The sequence below is a fragment of the Prochlorococcus marinus str. MIT 9313 genome (assembly GCF_000011485.1).
Taxonomy (GTDB): Bacteria; Cyanobacteriota; Cyanobacteriia; order PCC-6307; family Cyanobiaceae; genus Prochlorococcus; species Prochlorococcus marinus_D.
The window spans coordinates 1,494,350-1,514,308 of record NC_005071.1; the positions used below are offsets into that span (position 1 = coordinate 1,494,350).

A 19,959-nucleotide genomic window follows, 5' to 3' on the forward strand; every position below is an offset into this window, starting at 1 on the left:
TCATCAAAGAAGCTTTGAGCATCAAAGCCAGAGGGAGAAGGAAAGAGCGCCTAACTCATGAGGCTGCAACATTCATCGCCCCATTCCTGGCATGAATCCGCTCTGAAAGCGAAAGGGTCTTGGGGCATTCCAACGCATGAATCTGCCAACGTGCTCGTTCAGAAAAAGACTCCAAAACCCTTTCCAAGTCATCGGAAGCCTGCTTCGGAGAAGGATACGGGCCAACATGCCGAGTCACTAGTCCATCCTTAACGGTCAGCAGATACATACATCTCCTACTTAAATCTCCAGTAGATGTTAAGCAGCTTTTTCAGCAGGAGGGATGGGTGGAAACCCGCATCTTCACTGCGCACTATCCGATTTCAAAGGTCATCCTGATTTTATTTTTTCCTTAGATTTGCTTGATCTGGGCGCTGCCATGGCACTCCGGTCCGTGCTCTGTCACCCCATAGCTGATCTAGTCGACGGTCGCGGCCACAGCTATATCGATAGAAGTTGTATTTGATGCTATTGAGCTCTGCGTAATTCTGGTGGTAATCCTCAGCCAGCCAGAATTCGCTCAAAGGTTTGATCTCAACTCTCAGATTGCTCATGGGCTGGGCCAGCTCCAAAGCCGCAGCATCAGCACTCTCACGAGCCTCGCTGGCCTGCTGATCATCTCGAGTGAAGATCACAGGTCGATAGGAGTCACCTTGATCACAAAATTGGCCATCACCATCAAGAGGGTCAACATTGCGCCAATAGCTCCGTAGTAGCTCTGCATAGCTGATTTGAGCGGCATCAAATCGCACCCGTACAGCCTCTTGATGACCTGTGGTTTTAGAGCTCACCTGGCGGTAGGTGGGGCGAGGCAAATCACCGCCTGTGTAACCACTCTCAGAAGAAATCACACCGGTTAATCCCTCCAGATCATGCTCAAGACACCAGAAGCAGCCCCCGGCAAAAACGGCTTCCTCAACTGACGCCAAAACTTGAAGCGGCAAGCCAAGTAAGGCAACACAGAGAAAGATGGCAATCCACCATCTCCTCAAAGGTCGAAACGTTGTCTTCATGTCTTGGTTAAATCAAGGATTTCCTTTGCTGCCCTATCGGTAACACCTGGAACGCCAAGCGTCTGCCGCAATCGCCGATAGCCCTCGAGCATCTCATTACGCTGGGCAGGATCCTCCAATAAAGGGATAGCTGCCTGCACAAGTGCTTCTGCAGTCAACTCATCCTGTAGTAATTCCGGCACAAGCCGTTCCTTCAGCAACAGATTCACCGGCGAGATATGTTCCACTCGAAAGCGCAAAAAGTGTCGAGCCACAAATGCTGTGATCCGACTCACCTTGTAGCCCACCACCTGGGGAACGCCACGCAAGGCCATCTCCATATTGACGGTGCCTGATTTGCCGAGGGCAAGATCAGCCGCCGCATAAAGCATTGGTTTGAGTTCATCGGCCTGCTGAGCAGAAAGGACTCGCCCTCGAACTGCCGCTGCCTCAAGAGCCTCCTGCAAAGACTTCTCAAAACTTGCTAATCCTGCAGGAACAATCACCTCAAGGGATTGGTCACGCTGCTGAAGCAACGCTGCTGCCTTGGCGAGAGTGGGCATCAAGTAACGAAGTTCCTGTTGCCGGGAAGCAGGTAAAAGCAACAACAATCTTTGGCCAGGCTTCAAGCCAAGCCGCTCACGCGCCTGCTGACGATCAGGCAGCACACTCACCGTATCGAGTAATGGATGACCGACCCAAGTCACCTTGGCCCCCCGCTGGGAATAGAACTCAGCTTCAACGGGAAAGATCGCCAAAATTCTGTCGGTGAAACTCAGCAACTGAGTGGTGCCGCCATCGCCAAAACGCCAAGCCCATTCCTGAGGAGCGATGTAATAAATAATCGGCACCCTGGGAAACCAGCGCCGCAACTTGTGCCCCAAACGCACGTTGGCCCCCATGTAATCGATCAGCACCACGGCATCGGGTGGTCGCTGCTTGAGCACGTGATCCACCCGAGACTGAAGTCGCAAAGTGGGGAGCACCAGAGGCAGGGCCTCCCAAAGTCCAATCGCACCCATCGGAGCCGTATCAGCAAGCAGTTCTGCACCAGAAGCCTGCATGCGGGGACCTCCAAGGGCCATCAACTCAAGCGGTAAGGAACGCCGTTCAACCTCCCTTTGGAGAGCTTGAATCAAGAGACTTCCCTGCAAATCACCAGAGACCTCGCCAGTGCTGATCAGCAGGCGCACCATCAGCGACTCAAAGACATCGCAGGCATAGGACCACGACGTCCCTTCTCAATCGAGGCCTCCAGAAAGGCACAGAGGTGTGCACCCGCTGGCATCAACTGCTCTTGTCGAGCAAGCCGCAACCCCTCAACAAAGACATGGTCAGATCGAAACAGCAAATTCCAAATCTCTTGCAACTGGACAAGTTCTCCTCCCTCTTGAGTCTTCAGACCACTGCGCCGCAGGCCAACGCGATTGAGACCCCTCAATCGACCTGGATGCCCTTCGGCGAGGCAGTACGGGGGGACATCGCGATCAACCCTTGTCATGCCTCCCACCATGGCAAGACTGCCAATGTGAACGAATTGGTGAATTCCTAAGCAGCCACCGATCACGGCCCGGTCTTCGACCAAGACATGACCAGCCATTTGAATTCCATTCGACATCACAATCCCATTGCCCAGCACACAGTTGTGACCAAGGTGGCAATAGGCCATCAACAAGTTGTGATTACCGATCTTGGTCTGTTCACCTTCCTCCGTGGCACGGTTGATGGTGACGTATTCCCTAATTGTGTTGGCATCGCCAATCACCACCTCTGTAGGTGCGCCGCGATACTTGAGGTCCTGTGGCTCAAGACCAAGGCAGGCTCCGGGGAAAACCCGGTTATTGGCGCCAAGGGTCAAACGGCCATCGAGCACCACATGGGGGCCAATCCAAGTATCAGGACCAATCTTGACATCAGGTCCAATCACTGCTCCCGGCCCAACAATGACACCGGAAGCGAGCTCAGCACGAGGATCCACCACAGCCGCAGGGTGAACCTGAGCCTTTTTTTCTGCAGTGATCGCTGAGAGTTTGCTCACCTCGCTCATGATCCTCAGTCCACCAAGGAAAACATCAACTCACCAGAGCAAACCAGCTGGCCCTCCACCCTGGCTTCACCCCTGACCTTGCCAAAGCGCTGCCGCTTCAAGCTAAGCAGTTCACAGCTAATCGTGAGCTGATCTCCTGGCACCACCGGACGGCGGAAACGAACTGCATCGATACCTGCAAACACGAATAACCCCTTGGGCAGATCTGGCATCTGGGCCACGATCAAACCACCCACCTGGGCCATCGCCTCAACAATCAAGACCCCAGGCATCAAAGGACGACCAGGGAAATGACCCTGAAACTGAGGTTCATTGAGGGTCACATTTTTGATCGCAACAGCCCGCTGGCCAGGTTCATGGAGCACAACACGATCAACCAGAGCAAACGGATAACGATGAGGCAGCAGCCCCATGATCTGCTCACTTGTCAACACAACAGGATTAGGAGAGGGATCGGTCAAGAGACAGTGACAGGACAGACGGCAAGGAGAGCATTGGCCAGATCGTTATGGAGTCCATGGGACCCCCGATAGACAAGAACCTGAGCCTGAGGGAATCCCACAAGTGCAAGGTCTCCGATCAAGTCCAAGAGCTTATGGCGCACTGGTTCATCAGCAAATCGCAGTGGAGGATTCAACCAGTGATCACCATCACAAACCAAGGCATTGTCGAGGGCACCCCCCTGGATGAGGCCCGCCGCCAAGAGCTGATCCACCTGTTCGCGAAACCCAAATGTTCTCGCCGGAGCAATCTGTTCAGTAAACCCCTCTGGAGTGAGCTCAATCGCCAGCATCTGATGACCAATAGCAGCTTGGGGGAAATCAATCACACCAACAACATTGAAGCGCTCGGCGGGTGTCGCTGTGATCACACTGCTACCGCGATGACACACCAAAGCATGCTCAAGCACGAGCGGATCGGCACGAGGGGTTGCAGCAGGAGTAAGGCCCACCTCTGCTATCGCCTCCACCCAGCCCAGAGCTGAACCATCAAGAAGCGGTATTTCCTCACCACCAACCTGGATCTCCACATGGGTCAAGCCACAGCCCGCTAAGGCCGCCAGTAGATGTTCCACCGTGCCTAAATGGCGGTCGCCCAGTTCCAAAGTGGTGCAAAGCTGACTATCGCGAACCTGATGCGGCCCCAAAGTGACTGGTGAGTCGCTGTTGTCCAGCCAGGAGACATGGAAGCCAACTTGAGCAGAAGGCTGTAAACGCACCTCGGCGACCTCCCCACCATGAAGCCCAATCCCTTGTCTTGAGACAGCTCCGCCTAGGGTCCAAGCACGGTCATAACTCGTAGGCCAAAAAGCCACTAGAACTTCCAGCCAACCCCGAGATTAAAGCGCCACTCATCGGTGAAATCCTGTGTTGCAACCTCAAGGCGCAATGGCCCTACTGGAGTGGTAACAATCAGACCAGAACCTAGCGAGAAACCAGAACCAGGCTTGTCGAGAAGTTTGCCTGGCTTACCAGGAACATTCTCTTGGGAGCCTAAATCAGTACCGCCATCAACGAAAACCTCACCAGAGACGATATTCCAAATCGGGAATCGATATTCAATCGTCGCTTCAACAAAGCTTCGGCCCACAGATAAATCACAATCACTCCAACCTCTTACGGAATTAGATCCACCAAGACAGAAAGCCTCATAAGGAGGCAGATCACCTAAAACCGTGCCTGCCTTAACCTGAAAAGCAAGGGCCTGAGGACAATTTTCCTGTTCCCCTGGCTTAGGACGACAGCCCTTGGCAAGTTTCAACCAATTAACTGGAATGAAATGTGTATAGCTAGTCCGAAGACGGTTAAAGGTCGGTGAATGCTCCCCGACAGATACAAATTGCTCAGTACCAAAACTAAAGAAGTTGCCAGAAGTTGGATTACGAGGGTCATTCAAATTATTATAAGTAGCCGCGACTCTTACACCAAGAAGGTTGTTTTCATCTGCACAATCAAAAGCGATACAAATCACATCGTCATCAGGCACGCGGCCATCCTCAATGTCATCATTTGCCACACCATAAGGACGGCTATCGCCAGAGAAGTTGATCGGCCTGACCTTCTGAATATTCAAGCCAGCCAAGACATTCCACGGTGCTTTCTTGTATGGATCACCACCATTAAGAGGTCTTGCAAAAATTATATTTCCACCAATTCTTTGCAAAGCAACAGAATTCCCTTCATAGTCAAACCAACTAGCATTTGAGTCTGCGTTCTCTGCATCAGAAACTGAATCAAATTTCCTTCCCGCAGGGTTATCATTTTCATCTATATCATATGCGTAACTAGAGCCACCATCATAGTAATCTTTAAGGGTGCGAATATTGCCATTATTTTGGCTCTGAAAAACTTGAGGCACCTCACGACTTAAAAATATAGAGGTCCGGAATGAGGTGCGGTGAGCATCACCCTTAATCCATGGATCCGTAAATGAAATGCTTCCTAAGCCTCCATACTGACCATAAGTAATGTTCAATGCCATATTCCAGGCACGACCAAGAAGATTGCTGTCCTGAAGTTGTATCTGGCCAAAGACACCCTGACTCTGGCTATAACCCAGGCCACCTGACAACGAACCGGTGGACTGCTCAACAATGCCAAGAATGATTGTCACATTGCCAGGTTCACCAGCAACCGGTTTCAGGGTGACTTTGACATCACTGAAAAGAGATGTGCCATATAGGCGCTTAATATCTGCCTCAAGCTGATTTCGATTAAATACTTCGCCAGGCTTGATTGATATCTCTCGTGTAATCACCCAGGGCTTGGTCTTGCCATTAATCGGCTCACCCTTCTCATCGGTGGAATCACCTTCCTTATTTAGGAACTGCACTTCCACCCCTGCAACCGTGCCCTGGGTCACCTTGAGCTGCACCACTCCCTCTGGAGAAACGCGCGTAGGGCCGGTGACCCGAGCCAGGGAATAGCCCTCGTTTGCGTACCACTGCTGCAACTCCTTCATACGAGCCTGCAGTTCATTGAGATTGAGAGTCCTGCCGTAGTCGGGGAGGAATGTTTCCTCAATCACAGATTCAGAAAGCCCAACATCAGGTGGATCAAGTTCCACTTTGGTGAGCAATGGATTGGGCTGCACCTGCACCACGAGCTGAACCCCTAAAGGGCCGTCACTCGGCTCAATGCGCACATCAGAAAACCAACCCGTGGCGTAAATCGCATCGAGATCACGTTTGAGCTCATCTCGAGTCACACGACTACCGGGACGCACAACCATGGCGTCATAAGCGGCGAGTTCTACACGCTCTTGCTCCGGATGGCCTGCAATCCCTTCGATGATCACCTCGGTGATCAAGACACGAGGCTCCTCAGACAGCTGTTCAGATGCGTTGAGAGGCAGCTCTTGCTGCTCTGCAGGGGTAACCTGAATCTGCTCGATACCCAGGCTTTCCTCGGCGACGCCTTCAGGAGTGGCCACCTCCTCCACCTGCACATCATCGTTGACCAAGATCTCCGCAGCTGGGGGCTGAGTGTCCTGCTCTGGTGTCTGAGCGCGCGCAGGAGCAGCAAGAAGCGGCAAGGCCAGAACCAGGCCAAATGCACCTCGCCGCAAGGCATCCGAGGGTCCGCTAGATAGGAAGCTGGCCATGGGTGATAGGAATCCGGCTACAGAGCCGCCAAATGTGCGCTGACATTACCTGCAGTTGTAGGAATTAGCTCATACCCCTTGGACCCGTTTGAGGATCTCCCCGTAGGCTTCAATCACTCCACCAAGGTCCTGGCGGAAGCGATCCTTATCCAGGATGCGGGCCTGGGGATCGCTATTTCGATGGTCCCAAAGCCTGCAGGTATCAGGACTGATTTCATCCGCCACCAGCAGAGTGCCTGCACTGTTGAGTCCAAGTTCGAGCTTGAAGTCCACCAACAACAGGTCCAAGCTCTCAAAAAATGACAGCAACAGCTGATTCACCCGACGGGCCAACTGTTCGATCTCTAAACGCTGCTGCGAACTGATTAATCCAAGCAGCTGCAGCCTTGATTCGCTCAGCAGGGGATCTCCCAAATTGTCGTCCTTGTAGTAGAGGTCCAACAAAGCGGGCGAAAGCTCAGTACCGGCCGCAATAGGCGTTTGTTGACAAAGCGATCCAGTCGCCACGTTGCGAATCACAACCTCCAGGGGAATCACATCAACATGCTGAACAAGCATCCAGGTTTCGGAAACCAGGTCGAGGTAGTGGGTGGGCACACCCTCGCGCTCAAGCATCTCGAACAGTCGTGCCGAGATCTGACAATTCAGTCGCCCCTTGCCCTCGAGTTCAGCCCTTTTGAGTGCATTAAACGCCGTGGCGTCATTCTTGAACTCCACCAACACACGATCGGGCTGATCCGCAGCGAAGACCCTTTTGGCCTTGCCCTCATAGAGCAGAGGGCCGTGATCTGGCGTCATTTGAATTCTGATGGAACTGAAACAGGAGGCGCACTTTGATGCGCTTCAACAGCAGCATGGCCGCCAGGCTGACGCGGCGAGCGCAGCTCTTGCTCTAGCAGAGTTGCAGCATCCTGCTGATCTAGATCCCCCCGAACCAACTCCCACAGGGTGTAACGGTCGTCGAGGCGATTAGCGAGACGTTCTAGACGCTGTCGGGGCCTTAAGCCGTCACCACCCGCTGCTAAATCGAACTTCAATTGCAATCGCAGCAAGTCTTCTGCCAGCCCCCAAGCTTGATCTGCAGCCGCCTGGTCAAGAGCTGATTCCAACAGTGTTGAGTGCTGATCGTTGCCTAAACCCTGAAGCAACTCAGCTGCCAGAGCAAGACGACGGGCCCCCAATGCGCCACGCTCACGGCCAGCAAACAGCACCATGACCGCCTCAGCCGAACGATCCAGGGAAAGCTCATGCTCCACCAAAAGATCAAGAGCAGCGCGGGTCAGCGGCAGGCCATCATCTCCATAGCCAACGGTGAGCTGCTCAAAATTCAAGGCCGTGAGATCGCCATTTGCAAGGCGGCGCAGAGCAAGGGCCGCCTGAGCATGATCCAAAGATGCGTTGGCCGCCTGCCAGGAGAGCCGTAACCAAGCCCGACGCTGACTGCCTGGTGCTGGGCTGATACGACTGAGCACCGTCTGCGTGCTAGCTGGAGCCTTACAGACCATCAGTGCTTCAGCATTGGCAATAACAGCCTCAAAGGGTTGAGGTGCAGGAGCAATGTCGATCAGGCGATTACGAAGTTCCTGCAGACGCAAGTTAAAGCCAAACAAGGCTGCGTCAGCACAAGCTGTTTTGAGCTCTGGTATCCCCCCATCGAGCAACACTTGCCGATAGACCAGTTCAGCCATGGGCTCCCTAGCAGGAGCACGGGGGTCAGTGGCAGCATTAAGAGGCGCAGCCTGACTGACGGCAGCCAGCAGCAACACAGTCAGCGACAGCGAATGAATCCCCATGGAGTTGAGTCGTTCAACAAAGATGGAAGAGGGCAACGGATTCCTCTGATGGGATCTGGCCTGCTCAAACCTAGGGGTCTTCCCCATCCCCGCTTGTTCCTATGGCCATGTCCAGCACCCGTCCCCATCCTCTCCCCCCTTTAGAGCGGCTGCTTGTGGTTGGCAGTGGTGGGCGTGAAAACGCCCTTGCATGGGCACTACGACGCTGCTCCGGCATAGAAGACGTCTGGGTCACACCAGGGAATGGGGGCACAAAAGAGCACCAGGGCTGTGGGTGCCTGGCGATCGCAGAAACCGACGTCAATGGCCTAATTGATGCCTGCCAATCGCTTCAGATCGATCTAGTGGTAATAGGGCCGGAAGCTCCACTGGCCGCTGGCGTGGCTGACGGACTTCGAGAGGCCGGGCTGGCCGTATTTGGGCCAGGGGCTGAGGGTGCCCAGCTGGAAGCCAGCAAAGCCTGGTCCAAAACCCTGATGGCTGAAGCCGGCGTGCCAACAGCAAAACACTGGACAGTGAGCACAGCAGCAGACGCTCTGAGCGTGCTGAATCAAGTGCAACAACCCTTGGTTGTTAAGGCCGATGGTTTAGCAGCAGGCAAAGGGGTCTGCGTGGCCGACAGCATCAAAGCAACAGCTGAAGCGATCCAAGAGGTCTTCAGCGGCCGATTCGGAGCTGCCGGTTGCCAATTGGTGCTTGAAGAGCGACTAGATGGGCCAGAAGTATCCGTCTTCGCACTCTGCGATGGCGAGCAATTGTTATTGCTGCCCCCTGCTCAGGATCACAAACGTCTAGAGGACGGCGACATGGGCCCCAACACCGGGGGGATGGGGGCTTATGCCCCGGCTCCCCTGCTCGATGCAGCAGGACTCGACCTTGTGCGCAGGGTTGTCCTTGAGCCAACCCTTGCGACCCTGAAGCAGCGAGGCATCAACTATCGAGGTGTTATCTATGCCGGATTGATGCTCACCCCCTCTGGGCCACAGGTGATTGAATTCAACTGTCGCTTCGGCGATCCCGAATGCCAGACCCTCATGCCACTGATGGGTCCAGAACTTGCAAAGGTTCTGCAGGCTTGTGCACTTGGTTGCCTCGATCAAGCACCAGAACTGTTGATCGTGAACCGCTGCAGTGCATGTGTCGTGGCTGCAGCAGCGGGCTACCCCAATGCACCCCGCAAGGGTGACCGCCTCAACATTCAGCTACAGCCAGGTCCATCCCTACAGCTTTTCCATGCTGGCACCCGCTGCACTAAAGAGGGCGATCAACTGACCAATGGCGGCAGAGTGTTGGCGGTTGTAGCTCAAGCCAACGATTTTGATCAGGCCTTCTCAAACGCCTACCAAGGTCTTGATCAGGTGTATTTCGAAGGGATCACTTACCGCCGGGACATCGGTCACCAAGTGCGCCAGTCCTAGGGTGAAGAGACGCTGAATGGGTTGATGGCCAGCAGTACTTCGCAAGCCATCGCAGAGTGGGCTCCCCCAGGAGATGGCCAACCCCCACCAGAGCCACCCGGCTGGGGGGAACGCATCTATCTCTGGTGGGCAGAATTCAGCCTGCAAACCAAGTTGTTGGCAATCGCCACACTGGTGGTAAGCCTGCTGATGACAGGCGTCACCTTCTTCGTCCTCAACGGCATCCAAAGGGATGCAGGGATGAATGACACGCGTTACGCCAGGGATCTAGGACTCCTCCTTTCCGGCAACGTCACTGAACTTGTCGCCCAAGGACGTGACAGGGAACTGGCAACTGTTGCCGAACAATTCTGGCGCTCGCGCAGCCTTAGATACATCTTCTTCGCCGACCCAGATGGCTTGATCTATCTGGGAATCCCCATTAGCGCTTCCCCTGTCAGCGGTGATAACGATCTGCAGCTCAACCATCGATTGGAACTGCCAGCAGAGCTGCCATCACGACCAGAAAACGCACTAATTCGCCAGCACCTCACCCCTCAAGGTCAACTCACCGATGTCTTCGTTCCCCTGGTGTGGAAAGGCGATTATCTGGGGACACTGGCTCTGGGGGTCAACCCCAACGACACAGCTCTTGCCAGCGCGGCTCTCACGCGACAGGTGACGATTGCCGTCTTCATCTCCATCTGGGTGCTTGTGATTCTCGGCGCAGTTTTCAATGCTCTAACGATCACGCAGCCTGTGAAGGAGCTTCTGCGCGGTGTAAGGGCCATTGCTTCCGGCAATTTCGAAGCTCGAATCGCTCTACCGATGGGAGGAGAACTGGGAGAACTCCTGAATGGCTTCAACGCCATGGCCTCCCAACTAGAGGCCTATGACGCCGCCAATATTGAAGAGCTCACTGCCGCCCAAGTGAAGCAGCAATCGCTGATTGCCACGATGGCCGATGGCGCTTTACTGCTCGATGAAGTTGGACAAATCGTGCTGGCCAATCCAACAGCACGGCGGATATTTCGCTGGGAAGGTCGCAATCTTGAGGGTCAGGAACTGCTCAATGAATTGCCAGAGATCATCGCAAACGAACTGCATGATCCACTTCAATCTCTGCTGCGTAATATCGGTGAAAGCAACGATCTGCGTTGCAGTCTTGAAGAACCATCACGCACACTTCGCATCGTGTTGCAGTCCGTGCGCGATCAAAGCGGTGAAACCCTTAAAGGCATCGCAATCACAGTGCAGGATCTCACCAGAGAAGTGGAGCTCAATGCAGCCCAAAGCCGCTTCATTAGTAACGTTTCACATGAACTTAGAACACCACTATTCAACATCAAAAGCTATGTAGAAACACTGCATGATCTCGGTGATCAACTCAGTGAAGAAGAAAAGAAAGAATTTCTAGGTATTGCTAATTCCGAAACCGATAGGCTGGCTCGACTCGTTAATGATGTGCTCGACCTTTCGCGCTTGGAATCCGGACGGACCGTACAGTTCGAGCCAATGGACCTTCGCCCTGCCATCGAGCAAACCCTGCGCAACTATCGACTTAATGCAGATGACAAGCAGATTCATATTGAGCTCAATACGGATGATGAACTACCAACAATCCTTGGAAATTGGGATCTATTACTCCAAGTACTCGACAATTTAGTTGGCAATGGGCTCAAGTTTAGTCGTGCTGGTGGAAGCCTGATGGTGCGAGCCTACACATGGCCTGACAGCTGCAAAATGTCTCCAATCGAGAGCAGCAAATCAGCACCACATTGCGAATTTTTCTCACCACTCCCCAAGCTCCGCGTAGAAGTTGCGGACACAGGCCATGGCATAAATCAGGATGACCAACAGCATATTTTTGACCGCTTCTATCGCGTGGAAAATGCCGTGCATACAGAAGCTGGCACCGGTCTTGGGCTATCAATCGTGCGCGGCATCATCGAAAAGCATGGCGGCCAAATACGAATGGCCAGTGAGGTTGAGCTGGGCACAACCTTTTGGTTTGATCTACCTCTTGAGCAAACAGATGCCGACGAGCTTATCGTGCAATCAGTACGAACAACTCGGCAACAAGAGCAAGGTTTAGAACTCTAATTCAGCCTAATTCAGTCAATAACCTGAATCAATAAGTGGTTTTAAGACCCTTGGCATGGAAGCAAAATTAAGCTCGTTCGTCGTCAGTAATACGATGAGGAGCACCACTGAAGATCCGTTCGAAGTTAGAGAAGGAGTCTTTAATCTGTGGGCCATTATCAGTAATAACATACTCACGAATTCTCTTGTCGTGCCATGAGCCACGCATCTTAAATACATTCACAGCTCTGGCCATCTCGCCGCGGATCTCCACATACTGAAGCAGCAGAATAGTGTCTGTGATTGTGGAGATATGGGAGTCGGTAATCGAATGACTTCCCATAAACTCTTCAGCAGTATTGGTAAAGAATCCCGCTATTTCTTCCTGCTTTGCATAACCTGTTACTCCGATCACAAACTGCCTAAAGGCGTTGAGGCTCACGCCACGTGCAAGGGCCGAAAGTGAATCAATCGCCATCCTCGATGGCTTGAATTGTCCAATCGCCGTTTTAATAATCTCCAGATGATCTTCCAGGCCAGTCGACTCTGGATAAGCACAAATAATCTTCAACAGGCCTTGCCTTTCCATCTCTTCAAAATCAATCCCCCAACTGGTGGCATTACGCAGCAGCTGGGCTCGCGACTCCTCATAGGCAAACAGAATCGCGCGTTCCTGATTTCGGAAAGCATCCTCAATAAACTTCGACACCAAAAGGGTTTTACCAGTCCCCGTTGCACCAGTAACAAGAATGATCGAATCCTTGAAGAAACCTCCACCACACATCTCATCAAGATTAGGGACACCAGAACTAATCCGCACGTTGGAGGAACGCTGCGTAAGCCGCATTGCGCCTAAAGGGAAGACGCTGACGCCGTGGGTGCCCATGGTGAATGGAAACTCACCCTTCATGTGAGTTGTGCCACGTAACTTGAGAATTTCAACGGTACGTCGACGCTTCTCAGTCTCAAGAACATTGCGTAGGATAACGACGTTGTCGGAGACAAACTCCTCTACCCCATAGCGTGCAATTGGGCCATATTCATCAATCCGTTCTGTGGTCATTACGGTGGTAACGCCAATCACCTTAAGACGTGCAATCAAGCGAAAGATTTCCCTACGCACAACAGAAATTGCGTCGTACTGTTGGAAAACAGCTGTCATGGAATCGATTGCTACCCGTTTCGCTTTATATTTAACAATGGCGTAATTAATCCTTTCAATTAACCCTGAAAGATCAAAGCTGCCTGCAACATCCTGACCATCAGGATCCGGTGAAGCATCGAGTATGAATAATTTATCCTGCTCCACCATCTCTTGAAGATTCCAACCAAAGCTGGCGGAATTTCGCAAAATATCTGATGGAGACTCTTCGAAGGTCACGAAGATTCCAGGCTCATCGAACTGGGTAATCCCGTTGTGCAAAAAATGAAGTGAAAAGACTGTCTTGCCTGTACCCGACGTGCCACTGATCAGCGTGCTACGCCCCGACGGCAAGCCGCCATGACAGATGTCATCAAAACCTTCGATCCCAGTAGGCAGCTTCTGCACCTGCATATGGGAGGATCCACCGGCACTAGAAGACTGCATAGCTAGGACGTTCTACTCAAACGCTAGAGAAAATCAGCCATGAAACAAAGCGCTGCACCGCGAGCCTTAAGAATCTGGCGACGCAATGTCATCGTCTGCCAACGTATCGAGCTCCGCTGAGCCGAGCATCTCCTCAGAGATCTCGTCATAGAGGAGGTCAAGACCAATCAAAACCCGTTCGCGATCTGAGAGGTCACCAATGATCCTGCGCACCGGTGGCGGCAGGATCTTGGCCAAGGTTGGTGTGGCCAGAATTTTGTCTGCCTCTGCAAGCTGAGGATTCTTGAGCACATCGATCACCTTGAGCGCATACACGCCACGGAACTCGTTCTCGAGGATATCGCGCAGAGTTTTAAGCGCCCGCATCGAATTAGGGGTATTCCCTGCTACGTACAACTTGAGGATGTAGGTTTTTCTTGGGCTCATAATTGCATCTCAGAAGCATCTTCTAAATCGGAACTGGTTGATATCAACGAAGGGGTACTTCTGCGGAAAGCGAGTGTTGAAGCATCGCCCAAAGGTGTTTTGACAAATTGAGCAAGGCGAACAGAACGCCCGGCGATGACTCTCTCTCATGCAACTCAAGTCTGAACTGTTGCCAGAAAGCGTCAATGAGATCCATATGGATCTCCACAAACTAGGTGATCGATCAAGCAGCAAACAATGCCGATCAGCTCGCGATCTAGGGCAAGGGGAACAGTGCAAGAATCTAGAAAATCACTCATGCATCGATCTCTGCATCAACGAAAACCTCGCCTCAAGACAACTGAGGCTGCAACAAGCTGATCAGAGACTCTCTAGATCTGCGACCACAACATCCTCAGGTAAATCAGGGCTGGTAAAACACCAATGACAGCAAACATCAAAGAATGCTGGTGTGTTGAGCCGCAAGAGAAAGCCTTGATCAACGACGGCTTGGTACCGACGTTTTGACACGCAGGGATCAGCGTTCAATCTTGACTAAAGGCGCCTAAACGCGGGAAGATCCTTTTTTCTCTCTCGATTGCGAGTCAGGCCAAATCGGTCAAAGTGGTGCGGTGCTTAACAGCCCAGCTCTGCAGATTCCGAGCCTGAACGCGTCTTAACCACCCATGGCCGAGAAACCCACTGCAAAGCCAAAAGCCGCTGAAGCTAAAGACCAAAGTGATTCATACGCCATCGTTGAGGCCTCTGGCCAGCAGTTTTTGTTGCAACCCAACCGTTACTACGACCTAGACCGTCTGCAAGCGGCTGTTGATGACACCGTCACCCTTGAGAAGGTACTGCTGATCAAAGACGGCAAGAATGACGCCACAGTTGGCCAGCCTTACGTGAAGGGCGCTAGCGTGGAACTGAAGGTGATGGACCACCGCCGTGGGCCCAAGATCATCGTCTACAAAATGCGCCCAAAGAAGAAGACAAGACGCAAAAATGGACACCGCCAAGAACTCACGCGAGTGATGGTTCAATCCATTTCAATAGACGGCAAAGCACTCAGCTAACCACCCCCTCCATACACTGCTCTTAATACCACTTAAATCACCATGGCTCATAAGAAAGGCACAGGCTCCACACGCAACGGCCGCGATTCAAATTCCAAGCGTCTTGGCGTGAAGGCCTATGGCGGCGAAACCGTTACAGCAGGGTCGATCCTGATTCGCCAACGCGGCACCTCAGTGTTGCCAGGGGTGAACGTTGGCCAGGGCAAAGACGACACCCTCTTCGCTCTAACGGATGGTGTGGTGGCCTTCGAAAGCATTCGCCGCAGCCTGCGCAACCGCAAGCGCATCAGTGTGGTTGCCTCCAGCTGAGCAATCTCAGCCTTTGCAGACAATGCGGGCAGCAGCAGTCACAAACTGAACGCTGCTGATCAGGTGACTGTGCCCTTCGGCTTTGTGGTGATCGACAAGCCTGCTGGCATCACCTCCCACGACTGTGTGAGCCGAATGCGGCGCGTGTTTGGCATCAAGCGCGTGGGCCACGGCGGCACGCTTGATCCTGCCGTAACAGGAGTTTTGCCCATCGCCCTAGGGCATGCCACCAGGCTGCTGCCCTATCTACCCGGCGCCAAGAGCTATCGCGGCAGCATCCAACTGGGCCAACGCACCAGTAGCGACGATCAACAAGGGGATCTGATCTCCAAGCAAGCCTGGCCCGAATTGAACACAGCAGAGATCGAGGCCTATCTCGAGCCGTTTCGCGGCAGGATTCAGCAACGGCCACCGCAAGTTTCAGCCGTGCATGTGCAAGGGGAACGCGCCCATGCACGTGCCCGCAGGGGAGAAACGATGGAGATTCCAGCGCGAACGATCACGATTGATCGCTTGCAGCTACTCAACTGGAACCAACAACTGGGCCAAATCGACTTCAACGTGCATTGCTCATCAGGCACATACATTCGCTCTCTCGCACGAGATCTAGGCGAATTAATTGGCTGCGGCGCTTGTCTGGGGTGGTTAAAGCGAACCCAGGCACTGGGGTTTCACGAGCAACAAGCCGTACCACTACCCGATCGAGACAATCCAGCCCTAACGACTCCGCCTGCTGTGTTACCGCCACTCACGGCCCTTGCACACCTACCAAGACTGCAACTCAACGAAGAGGAACAGGAGAGCTGGAGCTGCGGGCGCCGCATTACCGCCCATCAAGATCAATGCCAACCAGCACCCAAACCTCTGGCCTCTGATCAGCAAGAATCTGCTCCAAACCAAACTGATCCAAGCGCAAACAAGTCCATGCTCGTGGTGATCGACTGCAGAGGCGAAGTCGCCGGAATGGCCTACTGGGAAGACAACGCAACAGTGAAGCCAAAAGTTGTGTTCAACGCACAGGGATGATCGCAACACTGTCGTTCAACGCGAACGCCCCTAGCGTTGATGGTCAAGCAACAACCTAATCAGCCTCCGCCATGGCCGGCCATAGCAAATGGTCTCAAATCAAACGCAGCAAAGCTGTGGTGGATGCCAAGCGAGGTGCTGTGTTCACCCGCCTGGCACGCGAGATCAGTGTGGCAGCAAGAAGCGGCGGCGACCCCAACGGTAATTTTCAACTGCGCACCGCAATCAACAAAGCCAAAGCCGCAAGAATGCCTGCGGCCAATATTGAGCGCGCGATTGCAAAAGGCTCCGGCCAAGACCAAAACGGCGCATGCCAATTGGAAGCCATCCGCTATGAAGGCTATGGCCCTGGTGGCGTTGCGGTGCTGATCGAAGCGCTCACCGACAACCGCAATCGCACAGCTGCAGACCTACGCCTAACCTTCAATAAACACGGCGGCAAGCTCGGCGAAAGCGGCTGCGTGGCCTACTTGTTTGAGCAACGCAGCGAAGTGTATTTGAGTGCGCAGTCTGCGCAAGATGGGGGCAAGGTTTCAGAAGATGCACTGCTGGAAAACCTGCTGGAGCTTGAAGCTGATGGCTATCAATTGATCGACGATGGCGCTGTGGTCTATGGCCCGTTTCAAGCTTTAGAAGGCCTGCAGGCTGGGCTCAGAGATCAAGGCTGGATTGTTGAAGGATGGGAACACTGCTGGAGACCACTCACCACGATCAGCCAAGCAGATCAAAAAAGCGAAGACCAATGCCTGCAATTGCTGGAGGCACTTGATGAGCTCGATGACGTGCATCACATCAGCTCAAACCTGGAGAGCTAACAAGACAGAATGGCGAGATGACTGAGGCAGCAGCAGCACAACGACGGCTATGGCGACAAGCGAAGGGGATGAGACGGCCAAAAAAACCGCTGAGGTCGTGATTACGACCCCAGCGGTTTCAGTTGAATGCTGAACAGTGATTCTTAGAACTGGTAGGTGACACCACCGGAGGCACGCCAATCAGTGCCGCGGTTTAAATCCCAGAACTCAAGACCGCCACGGCCAAACAGCTTGAATGAGGTGGTTCCGAAATTGTTAATCGTGTAATCAACCCCAGCGTAGACATTTAAGACCTAACACCTCTTGATCCTATTCTCATGCCTTCAACAAGGCAAAATGCTATACCAATAGCACCCTATTGCGATGCAATAAATTACCTGCTTTTACCAATAATTTGCTTCCTTATAAGCAACCAAAAGGTAAAACTCAAATCAACTTTGAACTGTCATTCGCTTCAGTAACGATCTCTCCAGTAACAGCTAATTGGTCTAGCCAAAGTGAAACCCGAGCATGATTGCGCAACCAACTTGCCGGCAACTGATCCGTGCATGGCGAATCAAACAACGCCTTGAGAATCTCTGCTTTGGCTGAACCCGTCACGATCAGATGAATCTCATCAGCCGCGAGTATTTCTTTTAATCCAAGCGTGAGTGCTTGAGATGGCACCTGGCTTGGATCACCACCAAAAGCAGCAGCATTCTGTTGCCGGGTGGACTGCGATAACGCCACCACCCGGCAAGCCGCCTCTGGGCCACAAGGCGGCTCATTGAAACCCACATGGCCATTGCTGCCTAAGCCCAGCAATTGCACGCCAACACCACCAAAACTCTGCAACTGAGCGGCATAACTGCCAGCCTGCTGCTCTGGATCAGTCGCCTCGCCATCGGGAAGATGCAACTGCTGCGGGCTCAATTGCAACGGCTTGCCTAAATGACGCGCCATATAGGCCGCAAAGCTGCGCCGATCAGCTGCCCCCAAGCCCACATACTCATCAAGATTGAAACTGCACCAGCTGCGCCGCAGATGCTCGAGCTCATCAGCTGGCCAACGCTGTAAACGGGCCACCAATTCGCCATAGATCGGCACCATCGTGCGGCCAGTGGCCAAGCCAAGCGGTTTCGGCCTCTGCTCCCCCAGCCGCTGCCTTAGATGCCCCTCCAGCGCATCAACAACCGCTTCCACAAGGCTTGGTAGGTTCTCTCGCACCGTGATCGTGCTCGCGAACCCTTGCTCAGAGGCCACAGAAGGCCGCAAGAGGTTCAATTAGGCGTCTCCCATGCTCTCAACTCCTCCAGGCTGGCGAGAGCGCCACAGGAAGGCCAAAGATGAATTCTGCAGCTGCCGATAGGGAACAATCTCTGCGCCTCGGTAGTAGTGATTGAGGATTTGGCGGAAATCTGCACCCCGTTGCGCCAGGCCATGGGCACCCCACTGACTCATGCCCACGCCATGGCCAAAACCTTGCCCCATCGCAAGCAACATCAGCGGCTGATGGCGCGAGCGGCGTGTTGAGCGAACCGGCAGAGGTGGCAAAGGCGGCGGCGGGGTCAGGCCCATGAAACTGGCATTGGCATCAACGCTGGGTGCAAACAAACTCTTGCCTGTTGCGCCATCACGCCAAGACCCCATCAATACCGTGCCAGCGCCAGCAGAGTTACGTTTTCCAAAGCTATGCTCAAAGCGCTTAAAGCCAACGCCGGCGCCAGGCTTTGCAGACTTCGAGGCAAGCATTTCAAAGCGCACCAAGGTGCTCTTCAAGCCCAAACGCTGGCGCAGCTGCTTGCCGCTCAGCAGCAAATCACCACGAGGGCCCTGCACACGAGCCTGGCGAATTCTGCCCGTGCCCGTGGTGCCCAACACATCAATGCTGCTTACACCACCGGTTTCTCGGAACGCTCTTCGCAACTGATGCGGCTCAAACCACACGTCCCACTGATGCACAGGGCTGTGTTGATCGTGGTCCGGCACGCTGACCAGATAAGGCAGCTGCTTGCTCCATACCGCCCCGCTGGCTTCTGTTGCCCCGCCAGAGCTGCTGTGAAAAACAGCATCGATCAACTTACCGCCATGCACTAAAACCAGCGAATGGGTGCTTTCCACCGCCTTCAGAGTGTTGGCGGTTTCAGATTCCACACCGCGATACACCTGACTGGCAACGGTGGCCTTGAGATCAAAACCACCTGCTTTGCCGTGTTGAGCGAGGGCATAGGTGCGAGCGGCCACCGCCTGGGCCTGCAGTGCAGCCAGTGGCCAGGATTCCGGCATCTCACTGCCCACCACACTGGCTAGATAGTCCTCCACGCGCAGGTGGTTCACCACCTGCAAGCCTGCACCAACTGATCGAACCCTCAACTCACCGCGATAGCGACGCTTGCCCAGCCATATCCCGCGTGGGTCGGCACTGCGAACCCTGAGCTCACGCTGCCAAGCAAGCGATAGCGATCGCCGCGACCGCCCCTCAAGGGTCAGCCGCAGCTGACCGCGCTGCTTGCGAACCGAAAGCGCCCTCAGCCTCTGCTCGCTCGAACCCAGGCCTGCCACAAGCAAAGGCTGCTCAGCATCAGCCCGCAGACGAAGAGCTGATGCTTCCAGCACCAGCACCCGCATCACTGGCTCCTGCACAGCAATCACCTGGGCAGCAGGGCTTACGGCCGTGAGTGTGACCCCACCGACCAATCCCATAGCCCATAGCGGCGCTGGCAAAGCCAATCAACATGTTCAACAAGGACATTCAGTGTGCCCCGATCACAACAACCAGGCCAGGCCCCAAGCCATGGCAGCATGGTC

21 protein-coding genes are annotated in these 19,959 nt (G+C 53.8%); 6 read left to right on the forward strand and 15 right to left on the reverse strand.

The features are described from left to right. Positions 1 to 55: 55 nt before the first annotated feature. The 9 genes from AKG35_RS07510 to AKG35_RS07550 form a co-directional block, all read right to left on the reverse strand. A complete protein-coding gene (locus AKG35_RS07510; protein ID WP_011825229.1) occupies positions 56 to 268 on the reverse strand; it encodes a hypothetical protein in 213 nt (70 codons plus the stop codon). A 112-nt stretch (positions 269 to 380) separates the two neighbouring features. Continuing rightward, positions 381 to 1,052: a peptide-methionine (S)-S-oxide reductase MsrA gene (gene msrA, locus AKG35_RS07515; RefSeq protein WP_011130776.1), complete on the reverse strand. Its 672-nt coding sequence runs from the start codon at positions 1,050 to 1,052 to the stop codon at positions 381 to 383. Continuing rightward, complete coding sequence (lpxB, locus tag AKG35_RS07520) at positions 1,049 to 2,227, reverse strand: lipid-A-disaccharide synthase (RefSeq protein ID WP_011130777.1); 1,179 nt, start codon at positions 2,225 to 2,227, stop codon at positions 1,049 to 1,051. The genes msrA and lpxB overlap by 4 nt, the downstream gene beginning before the upstream one ends. Continuing rightward, on the reverse strand, positions 2,227 to 3,078 hold the full coding sequence (lpxA, locus tag AKG35_RS07525) for an acyl-ACP--UDP-N-acetylglucosamine O-acyltransferase (RefSeq protein WP_011130778.1): 852 nt from the start codon (positions 3,076 to 3,078) through the stop codon (positions 2,227 to 2,229). Before lpxA ends, lpxB begins: the two co-directional genes overlap by 1 nt. Before the next feature lie 5 nt (positions 3,079 to 3,083). Next, the gene (gene fabZ, locus AKG35_RS07530) at positions 3,084 to 3,539 is read right to left on the reverse strand and encodes a 3-hydroxyacyl-ACP dehydratase FabZ (RefSeq protein WP_157859858.1); all 456 of its coding nucleotides are present in this window, start codon (positions 3,537 to 3,539) and stop codon (positions 3,084 to 3,086) included. Further along, positions 3,536 to 4,393, reverse strand: coding sequence for a UDP-3-O-acyl-N-acetylglucosamine deacetylase (gene lpxC / locus AKG35_RS07535; RefSeq protein WP_011130780.1), 858 nt, complete (start codon positions 4,391 to 4,393; stop codon positions 3,536 to 3,538). Before lpxC ends, fabZ begins: the two co-directional genes overlap by 4 nt. Then, positions 4,393 to 6,681: a BamA/TamA family outer membrane protein gene (locus AKG35_RS07540; RefSeq protein WP_011130781.1), complete on the reverse strand. Its 2,289-nt coding sequence runs from the start codon at positions 6,679 to 6,681 to the stop codon at positions 4,393 to 4,395. The genes lpxC and AKG35_RS07540 overlap by 1 nt, the downstream gene beginning before the upstream one ends. Before the next feature lie 69 nt (positions 6,682 to 6,750). Beyond that, entirely contained in the window at positions 6,751 to 7,479 is a 729-nt protein-coding gene (gene purC, locus AKG35_RS07545) for a phosphoribosylaminoimidazolesuccinocarboxamide synthase (RefSeq protein WP_011130782.1), read from the reverse strand. After that, a complete protein-coding gene (locus AKG35_RS07550) occupies positions 7,476 to 8,474 on the reverse strand; it encodes a hypothetical protein (RefSeq protein ID WP_041385145.1) in 999 nt (332 codons plus the stop codon). The genes purC and AKG35_RS07550 overlap by 4 nt, the downstream gene beginning before the upstream one ends. A gap of 101 nt (positions 8,475 to 8,575) precedes the next feature. Here AKG35_RS07550 and purD point away from each other — a divergent pair, with 101 nt between their 5' ends. Beyond that, positions 8,576 to 9,892: a phosphoribosylamine--glycine ligase gene (gene purD / locus AKG35_RS07555; protein ID WP_011130784.1), complete on the forward strand. Its 1,317-nt coding sequence runs from the start codon at positions 8,576 to 8,578 to the stop codon at positions 9,890 to 9,892. Between the two features lie 24 nt (positions 9,893 to 9,916). Then, on the forward strand, positions 9,917 to 11,974 hold the full coding sequence (locus tag AKG35_RS07560) for a HAMP domain-containing sensor histidine kinase (RefSeq protein WP_011130785.1): 2,058 nt from the start codon (positions 9,917 to 9,919) through the stop codon (positions 11,972 to 11,974). A gap of 67 nt (positions 11,975 to 12,041) precedes the next feature. Here the strand turns inward: AKG35_RS07560 and kaiC are convergent, their stop codons facing one another. The 4 genes from kaiC to AKG35_RS12975 form a co-directional block, all read right to left on the reverse strand. Further along, entirely contained in the window at positions 12,042 to 13,541 is a 1,500-nt protein-coding gene (kaiC, locus tag AKG35_RS07565; protein WP_011130786.1) for a circadian clock protein KaiC, read from the reverse strand. A gap of 66 nt (positions 13,542 to 13,607) precedes the next feature. Continuing rightward, positions 13,608 to 13,967 carry a circadian clock protein KaiB gene (gene kaiB / locus AKG35_RS07570; protein WP_011130787.1) on the reverse strand — a complete coding sequence of 120 codons (360 nt, stop codon included), beginning with the start codon at positions 13,965 to 13,967 and terminating at the stop codon, positions 13,608 to 13,610. Between the two features lie 43 nt (positions 13,968 to 14,010). Then, entirely contained in the window at positions 14,011 to 14,163 is a 153-nt protein-coding gene (locus tag AKG35_RS13785; protein ID WP_157859859.1) for a hypothetical protein, read from the reverse strand. A gap of 164 nt (positions 14,164 to 14,327) precedes the next feature. Beyond that, complete coding sequence (locus AKG35_RS12975; RefSeq protein ID WP_157859860.1) at positions 14,328 to 14,477, reverse strand: hypothetical protein; 150 nt, start codon at positions 14,475 to 14,477, stop codon at positions 14,328 to 14,330. A 155-nt stretch (positions 14,478 to 14,632) separates the two neighbouring features. Here AKG35_RS12975 and rplU point away from each other — a divergent pair, with 155 nt between their 5' ends. The 4 genes from rplU to AKG35_RS07595 all read left to right on the forward strand — a co-directional run bounded on the left by rplU (position 14,633) and on the right by AKG35_RS07595 (position 17,172). Continuing rightward, entirely contained in the window at positions 14,633 to 15,022 is a 390-nt protein-coding gene (gene rplU, locus AKG35_RS07580; protein ID WP_011130788.1) for a 50S ribosomal protein L21, read from the forward strand. Between the two features lie 42 nt (positions 15,023 to 15,064). Then, positions 15,065 to 15,331, forward strand: coding sequence for a 50S ribosomal protein L27 (rpmA, locus tag AKG35_RS07585; protein WP_011130789.1), 267 nt, complete (start codon positions 15,065 to 15,067; stop codon positions 15,329 to 15,331). A 63-nt stretch (positions 15,332 to 15,394) separates the two neighbouring features. After that, positions 15,395 to 16,357 (forward strand): tRNA pseudouridine(55) synthase TruB, encoded by a 963-nt coding sequence (gene truB / locus AKG35_RS07590; protein WP_011130790.1) that lies wholly within the window; start codon positions 15,395 to 15,397, stop codon positions 16,355 to 16,357. 71 nt (positions 16,358 to 16,428) lie between these two features. Further along, positions 16,429 to 17,172 (forward strand): YebC/PmpR family DNA-binding transcriptional regulator, encoded by a 744-nt coding sequence (locus AKG35_RS07595; protein ID WP_011130791.1) that lies wholly within the window; start codon positions 16,429 to 16,431, stop codon positions 17,170 to 17,172. A 426-nt stretch (positions 17,173 to 17,598) separates the two neighbouring features. Here AKG35_RS07595 and AKG35_RS07600 read toward each other — a convergent pair whose 3' ends face one another. Beyond that, positions 17,599 to 18,435: a glucosamine-6-phosphate deaminase gene (locus AKG35_RS07600; RefSeq protein ID WP_011130792.1), complete on the reverse strand. Its 837-nt coding sequence runs from the start codon at positions 18,433 to 18,435 to the stop codon at positions 17,599 to 17,601. Then, positions 18,436 to 19,854 carry a SpoIID/LytB domain-containing protein gene (locus tag AKG35_RS07605; protein WP_011130793.1) on the reverse strand — a complete coding sequence of 473 codons (1,419 nt, stop codon included), beginning with the start codon at positions 19,852 to 19,854 and terminating at the stop codon, positions 18,436 to 18,438. It abuts the gene before it with no gap. Between the last annotated feature and the right edge of the window lie 105 nt (positions 19,855 to 19,959).